The organism is Pontibacterium sp. (genome assembly GCF_041587635.1).
GTDB lineage: Bacteria > Pseudomonadota > Gammaproteobacteria > Pseudomonadales > Balneatricaceae > Pontibacterium.
In genome coordinates this window covers 1-6,582 of record NZ_JBFGYC010000194.1, presented here as the reverse complement: position 1 = coordinate 6,582, position 6,582 = coordinate 1, and the positions used below count along the sequence as shown (strand labels likewise).

General features: G+C 50.8%; 7 protein-coding genes. 3 read left to right on the top strand and 4 right to left on the bottom strand.

The genetic code is table 11. From position 1 onward, the window contains the following. The 3 genes from ABYW01_RS10925 to purM form a co-directional block, all read right to left on the bottom strand. The coding region (locus ABYW01_RS10925; protein ID WP_372832676.1) for a DUF3108 domain-containing protein at positions 1 to 721 on the bottom strand (721 nt) is incomplete at its 3' end. A 28-nt stretch (positions 722 to 749) separates the two neighbouring features. Next, on the bottom strand, positions 750 to 1,397 hold the full coding sequence (gene purN, locus ABYW01_RS10920; protein WP_372832675.1) for a phosphoribosylglycinamide formyltransferase: 648 nt from the start codon (positions 1,395 to 1,397) through the stop codon (positions 750 to 752). Positions 1,398 to 1,400: 3 nt separating this feature from the next. Beyond that, the gene (gene purM, locus ABYW01_RS10915) at positions 1,401 to 2,459 is read right to left on the bottom strand and encodes a phosphoribosylformylglycinamidine cyclo-ligase (RefSeq protein WP_193953081.1); all 1,059 of its coding nucleotides are present in this window, start codon (positions 2,457 to 2,459) and stop codon (positions 1,401 to 1,403) included. A gap of 140 nt (positions 2,460 to 2,599) precedes the next feature. Here purM and ABYW01_RS10910 point away from each other — a divergent pair, with 140 nt between their 5' ends. The 3 genes from ABYW01_RS10910 to hda are packed head-to-tail and all read left to right on the top strand — an operon-like array spanning position 2,600 to position 5,456. Further along, on the top strand, positions 2,600 to 3,664 hold the full coding sequence (locus ABYW01_RS10910) for a DUF2066 domain-containing protein (RefSeq protein WP_372832673.1): 1,065 nt from the start codon (positions 2,600 to 2,602) through the stop codon (positions 3,662 to 3,664). Positions 3,665 to 3,668: 4 nt separating this feature from the next. Further along, positions 3,669 to 4,751 (top strand): AI-2E family transporter, encoded by a 1,083-nt coding sequence (locus ABYW01_RS10905; RefSeq protein ID WP_307727000.1) that lies wholly within the window; start codon positions 3,669 to 3,671, stop codon positions 4,749 to 4,751. Next, the gene (hda, locus tag ABYW01_RS10900; protein ID WP_372832672.1) at positions 4,752 to 5,456 is read left to right on the top strand and encodes a DnaA regulatory inactivator Hda; all 705 of its coding nucleotides are present in this window, start codon (positions 4,752 to 4,754) and stop codon (positions 5,454 to 5,456) included. Between the two features lie 22 nt (positions 5,457 to 5,478). Here hda and ABYW01_RS10895 read toward each other — a convergent pair. Further along, positions 5,479 to 6,582, bottom strand: a 1,104-nt coding sequence (locus ABYW01_RS10895) for an aromatic amino acid transaminase (RefSeq protein WP_372832671.1), incomplete at its 5' end; no start/stop codon positions are given.

The following is a 6,582-nucleotide window of genomic DNA, read 5'->3' as shown; positions in this document are numbered from 1 at the left end:
GTATTTGCTGGCCAGATGTCTTTAGCTCCAGGGAGAAGATTTTATTTTTTTTCTCCTGTCGATATAGTTTAACCATTTGATAGTCCAGTGCCGGTGCAAACCAGATTAGCGTCTGGCGGTCTTTGGCTTCAGCGTAGATGCGTTCAACGCGTACGGCGTTGAAGTCGCCTGCGGGAGTGTTAATGATCTCTTTGCCTTTTACCGCAAAGTTATAATTTTTCAGTCGCCCGCCATCCGCAACCTTGTAGCTAAATTCCTTTTTGCCTGCGGCTACATCCGACTGGAGTTGTAGTTGATAGCTCAGCTTATCCATAACGCCGGGCTGGATATCCATTTTCCAGGGTTTGTTGTTCACATCATTGGTCACCGTTTGGGTTTGCCAGTCAAAGCTGAGGTTAGCTTTACGGGTTTTGCCCAGTACTTTGCGGTTATACAAATATTGATGTGGTGTGATCTGGTTCTGGTTGAGGGAGAACAGGCTGGATTCTTCGATGCTGGCAAAAAGTGCTGAAGCGCGGGATTTCAGCAGCCATTTATTGTCTGAATTCTGACTAAGAACGCGTTCGCTTTCGCCTTTCATGGAAATAGAGCCTTCCGATACCACTTGATAAGTCGCATGGAAGGCTTTGAGTGCACCAGTGTCCGCAGCTGTAGCGTGCGGAGTTGAGATGATCATCGCTGTCAGAGATGTGGTCAGCAGAGTGTTGATCGTCTTCTTCATGGTGCTTTCCTTGTGTTGGAGCTTGCTGTTATAGAGGCTTGAACTGAATGCCTTCAGCGGGCGCTGCCTGTCCATCGAAGATAACACCTTCGCTACTCCAGCTAGCGCGTTCAGCGCAAAACCACTCTACAGCGAGCGGGTAGATCTGGTGCTCGCGCACATGTACTTTCTGCTGCAAGCTTTCACTACTATCATCCGGGTCTATGCTGACTCGCCCCTGAACAAGCGACGGGCCGCCATCGAGCTCTTCGGTGACAAAGTGTACGGTACAGCCATGCTCTGTATCCCCCGCATCCAAGGCGCGCTGATGAGTATTCAGGCCCTTGTACTTAGGCAATAGAGATGGGTGAATATTGAGCATCCGTCCTTCGTAATGGCGTACGAATTCTGGTGTCAGAATGCGCATGAATCCTGCCAGTACGATCAGATCGGGTGTGTGGCCATCGATCAGCTGCATCATAGCTGCGTCAAAGGTTTCACGGGAATCAAAGGCTTTGTGGTTCAGTACTTCGGTGGCGATATTGGCATTTGCAGCACGCTCAAGACCGAAAACATCGGCTTTGTTGCTCAGTACTGCTACCACGTCACCATTGATGCGACCGCTCTGGGTCGCATCAATGATTGCCTGAAGATTTGAACCGCTGCCGGAGATCAGGACAACGATCCGTTTAGACATCAATTACGCCTCGGAACCGCGCAGTTCAACCTGTTCTTCGCCGTCTGCTGCGTTTTCGATAGTACCGATAACCCAAGCTTCTTCGCCGGCATCTTTCAGCAGGTTCAGTGCATTGTCAGCCGCATCAGCGGGTACACAGATAACCATGCCTACACCGCAGTTAAAGGTGCGGTACATTTCGGTTTTCTCTACATTGCCTTGAGCCTGCAGCCACTGGAATACGCCTGGCAGCTGCCATGAATCCAGATCGATAACTGCTTTAGCGCTTTCAGGCAGAACGCGTGGGATGTTTTCCAGCAGGCCGCCACCGGTAATGTGAGACAGTGCATTAACCTGGCTTTCTTTGATCAGTTTCAGCAGAGACTTCACGTAGATGCGGGTTGGCTCCATCAAAGCGTCAGCCAGAGGCTTGCCGTCGATGGTTTCGTTCAGGTCTGCGCCGCGTACTTCGATGATCTTACGGATCAGAGAGTAGCCGTTGGAGTGAGGGCCGGAAGAAGCCAGGCCAATCAGGGTGTCGCCGACCTTAACGTTGGAGCCGTCGATGATGTCATCTTCTTCAACAACGCCAGTACAGAAACCTGCCAGGTCGTAATCTTCACCTTCATACATGCCCGGCATTTCAGCGGTTTCACCACCGACCAGTGCAGCACCTGCCAGCTCGCAGCCTTTACCGATGCCGGTAACAACGTCTGCCGCAGTATCGATGTTCAGTGCACCGGTTGCGTAGTAATCAAGGAAGAACAGAGGCTCAGCACCTGCAACAATCAGATCATTTACACACATCGCTACCAGATCGATACCGATAGTGTCATGTTTCTGCAGATCCATTGCCAGACGAAGCTTAGTTCCTACGCCGTCTGTACCGGAAACCAGTACCGGCTTTTTATAACCCTGTGGGATGCGGCATAGTGCGCCAAAACCACCTAGGCCGCCCATAACTTCAGGGCGTGCAGTGCTTTTCGCAACACCTTTAATACGATCAATCAGGGCGTTACCAGCGTCGATATCAACGCCAGCATCTTTATAGCTCAGAGAAGTGTTGTCAGAACCGGTAGACATGGAGTAGTAAACCTTTCACCTGCGTGAGGACAATTGGAGATAAATTTTCGCGTGTATTCTATCAGCTTGATGGTAGCCGGGCCATGATGTGATAAAGTTTAGGCCCGAAATTAGTCGATTCGCGTGATTTGAGCCGGTTCATGGATAGTATTCGTGTCTTTTTCCTTTTTCTTCTGGTCATTATTAGCCCAATTTCAGTGGCAGAGGCCTCGGAAGAACTCTATAGCAGTGAGCAGTTGGTCTCCCGACAGTTCGGTGAACCATCTCTAAAACAGGTACGTCAGGGATTGCAGGATGTGCTGGTTAAAGTCGCCGGTAATCGTGATGTGCTTTCTAAACCGGTCATTCTGGAGCAAACACGCAGTGCAAAACGTATGCTGCAGCAGTTCGGTTACCGTGCAGCACAGCAAGCGATTGAGCCTGACGGGCAAGCTAAAGTTGCCTATATACTCAGACTGGATTTTGATTCGCGTGCCGTCGATCAAATGTTGGAGGCTGCAGGTGAGCGCCCTTTAGGCGCATTGCGACCTTCTCTGATTGTTTGGCTGGCTGCGCAGCAGCGTGGGCAGAGAGATTACGTTTCTCCCGATGGTTATATCTATGACAAAGTGAAGGCCGCAGCGGAGAAACGTGGATTGCCTTTGAGACTTCCTTTGTTAGATCTTTCAGATCAGCGTGCGTTGCCAGTGAGTGACCTCTGGGGGTTGTTTGATTCTTCCATCCAGGATGCGTCTGCACGCTACCGTGCGGATGCGGTGCTGGCGGGGCGCATGATACAAACCTCTTCGGGTAACTGGCGCTATGAGTGGTTGCTGTTACAAGGAGGCAAGCCCGAACGGTTCTCTGGTAATGGATCGTTAAACAGTGAAATTCCTGAGGTCATGGATCAGACCGCAGATAAACTGTTTGCGGCACTAAAAGGCAGTGGTTTCAGTTATCGGTTGGAAGGGCTGGCAGTGCGGATCAGTAGCGTAAACACACTGTCGGACTATATTGATATCGTTGATTATATGAAGTCGATTACTGCGGTGACGGCGGTACACACCGTAATGATGCAGGAAAACACGCTAGAGCTGATGGTTGAGCTGGACGGAAACCTTGAGCAGTTTGAACATGCACTTGGTTTGCAGCCGCAGTTGGTGCCGACCGAGAGTGTCGGGCAGGATCTGACAGGTCTGACACTGAACTATCGCTGGTTGAGGTAGAAGCATGCTAACCGGATCACAACGTTGGTTTTTTCTGGTGGTATCGCTTGTCCTTTGTGGCAGCGTTTATCTGTTGGCTCCGATACTGACGCCATTTCTGGCTGGTGCGCTGCTCGCATACCTGTGTGACCCGATGGCGGATCGTCTGGAAAATTGGGGCTGCTCGCGTACCACGTCCGTTGTGATTGTATTTGCTTTTCTGACAGTGTTGATGACCGCAGTTTTCTTGTTGTTTCTGCCTAACTTAGGTCGCCAGATTCAGGTGCTGGTGCAGCAAATTCCCGAAGTCTTTCAGCTTGTTGAAAACCGGTTTTTGCCTTGGCTACAGGTGAATCTGGGGATTGATCCCGCGGCTATCGACATGAATATGCTCAAACAACTGATTCTGAAGGATTGGCAAAAGACCGGGGATATCATGGCTCAGATCGCCGCAGGTATTACTCGTTCGGGTTTGGCGCTGGCGGGCTGGGTGGCTAATTTGGTACTGATTCCGGTAGTTACCTTTTATCTGCTTCGAGACTGGGATGTCATGATGGATAAAATTCAGCGTCTTTTGCCGCGTAATGTTGAACCCAGAGTATCGCTGTGGGCGAACGAATGCGATGAAGTGCTGGGGGCCTTTATGAAGGGCCAGCTGCTGGTGATGTTTGCGCTTGGCGTAGTGTATGCAATAGGTCTTTGGATTGTAGGGCTTGATCTCGCGCTGCTTATTGGTATGCTGGCGGGCCTCGCGAGTATCGTTCCCTATATGGGGTTTATAATCGGTATCGCTGCTGCGGTGATTGCAGCCCTGATTCAGTTTAGCGACCCAACGGTATTGCTGTGGGTTGGACTGGTGTTTGCCATTGGGCAGGCGCTTGAAGGGATGTTGCTTACACCGTTGCTGGTTGGTGATAAAATTGGTTTACATCCGGTTGCTGTTATCTTTGCCATTATGGCAGGGGGGCAGTTGTTTGGGTTTGTGGGTGTGTTGCTGGCTTTGCCGGTGGCCGCAGTGATTATGGTGTTGCTACGCCATCTGCATGAAGGTTATAAAGGAAGCAGTCTTTATACCCATGAGAAGCCCGAGGATAGTTCGATCTCATAAATGAACAGTCATATTCCGTTTCAGATCCCTTTAAGTGTCAGCCTGCGTGACGATGCGCGGTTTGAAAACTACGATCCACAGGGCAACGAGCTGGCTTGTGCCACGCTAAAGTCTGCTGCGCGTGGCGAAGGGGAACCGTTTCTCTATATCTGGGGAGATGAAGGTGTTGGTTGCACCCATCTTCTGCAAGCGTCCTACTATAAAGCTCAGGACTTGAAGCGCAGTGCTGCCTATTTGCCGCTCGATGAGCTAGAGCTAATGGGGCCAGCTGTTTTGGCGGGAATGGAGCGCCTTGACCTGGTCTGTCTGGATAACGTTCAGGCGGTTATAGGTGACGCAAAGTGGGAAGAGGGGCTGTTTCATTTCTTTAATCGAATGCGTCAGGAAAACCACCACTTAGTAATGGCTGCTGTTGGAGCGCCAAAACAGCTGGGGGTAAAACTGCCTGATCTCGAATCCCGGCTCAATTGGGGAATCACGTGTCAGATTCACTCCCTTGCGGATGAATATCGTCGCGATGTATTTGTGAAACGTGCCGCCGCCCGGGGTATTGAATTGACAGACGATGTGGTGAAGTTCCTGTTTTCCCATTCCAGTCATGAGATGCGTGATCTGTTCGACCTTTTGGACAAGCTTGATCAGGCGTCTCTGAGCGCAAAGCGTAAAGTCACCATCCCTTTTGTGAAAGAAGTGACGGGAATGTAACGCCCGTCCTTTAGCCTCCGGTTTAGCGCTGAACTGCTTTTAAGGCTTCACAGACCCGTCCTACATTTTTCTCGTTTATCCCCGCTACGTTGATGCGTCCACCCGTGCCGATGTATAACGAATATTGCTCACGTAGTGCTGATAATTGTGCCTCTGACAGGCCCAAATAACTGAACATCCCTCTCTGATGATTTAAAAAACGATAGTGCCATGCAGTGGTTCCGTTAAGGGAATCTGTGAGTAGCTTGCGGCAATCACTGATGCGTAACCGGGCTTTGTTCAGTTCTTTGCACCATTGCTGGTTCAGCTCTTCGCTTTCCAGAATCGTGGTGACGATCGACGCACCATGTCCCGGTGGCATGTAGTAGTTTCCGCAGATCAGATTCAGTGCTTCCTGCCGTACATCCTGAGTGATTGTCTTGTCTTTGCAGCGAATGATCAGCGCACCGGTACGTTCGAAGTAAATGCCAAACGTCTTGGATGCTGAGTAGGTGAGTAACCACTCTTTATGATGACGTTGAATCACGCGGAGGCCCAGCAAATCACTTTCTAAACCTGTACATAGCCCGTGATAAGCCAGGTCCAGCAGGGGTGTCAGGTTCAGATCAAGCATCAGGGTGGACAGCTCCTCCCATTGCTGCAAATTCAGGTCACAGCCGCAAGGGTTATGGCCCGCGACCTGGATGACCACAACATCTCCGGGTGCTGCATCGCGCAGATCCTCTTTCATTCCTTCGAAATTAAGACCGCGTTTGATGGGATCAAAATAGCGGTAGTAGCCCAGCTGGAGTCCTGCTGAGCTAAAAATGGGTCGGTGTGTTACCCATGGTGGATTGGAAAGCCAGAGTGTCGCATGCGGATTGGCGTGTGCGATTAGATCACCAGCAACACGGAGCGCGCCGGTACCGCCTGGTGTTTGCAGGGTGCAGAGCGTTTCAGGTAGTTCTGGCTCCCGAGTCAGTTGATCGGCAAATAGAAGGTTAGTCACTGACGCGTTAAATTTGGGATCACCGGCGGGTCCAAGATACGCTTTGCTGTGTTCGTGTTTGAGTAAATGTGCCTCTGCTTGCTTAACCGCCTTCAGAATCGGTGTGCGGCCTTTATGGTCGCGGTACACGCCTATCCC